The organism is Streptomyces hydrogenans (assembly GCF_014656075.1).
GTDB lineage: Bacteria > Actinomycetota > Actinomycetes > Streptomycetales > Streptomycetaceae > Streptomyces > Streptomyces hydrogenans.
The window spans coordinates 1-651 of sequence record NZ_BNBS01000317.1 but is presented as its reverse complement, the minus strand read 5'-3'; the positions used below and the strand labels follow the sequence as shown (position 1 = coordinate 651).

Annotated in this window: 1 protein-coding gene; it reads right to left on the bottom strand. The window is 71.3% G+C overall.

Features of this window, described 5'->3' with window-relative positions:
- Window positions 1–651: ATP-binding cassette domain-containing protein (locus IE321_RS41635; protein ID WP_190226800.1), on the bottom strand; the 651-nt coding region annotated here is incomplete at both ends.

Here is a 651-nt window from a genome sequence, read left to right as displayed (position 1 = left end):
GTCGGAGGCGCTGCGGTAGGCGTGGGGGTCGGTGAAGCGGAGGCGGACGTGGCCGCCGGGGATCTGGCGCTTGAGCTGGTCGGCGGTGCCTTCGGCGACGATGCGGCCGCCGTTGAGGACGGCGATGCGGTCGGCGAGTTCGTCGGCCTCCTCCAGGTACTGGGTGGTGAGGAAGACGGTGACGCCGTCGGCGACGAGGCCGCGGATGATCTGCCACATGGTGTGGCGGGAGCGGGGGTCGAGGCCGGTGGTGGGCTCGTCGAGGAAGATGATCCGGGGTGCGCCGACCAGGGTCATGGCGATGTCGAGGCGGCGTTTCATGCCGCCGGAGTAGGTGGAGGCGGGCTTCTTGGCGGCGTCGACGAGGTCGAAGCGGGCCAGGAGTTCGGCGGCGGTCTCGCGTCCCTCCCGCTTGGACAGGTGGTGGAGGTCGGCCATCAGGAGCATGTTCTCCTCGCCGGTGATCAGGCCGTCGACGGCGGAGAACTGTCCGGTGACGCCGATCGCGGCGCGGACGGCGTGGCCGTCGGTGGCGAGGTCGTGCCCGGCGACGCGGACCTGTCCGGCGTCGGGCGTGACGAGGGTGGAGAGGATCTTCACGGCGGTGGTCTTGCCGGCGCCGTTCGGACCCAGCAGCGCGAAGACGGATCC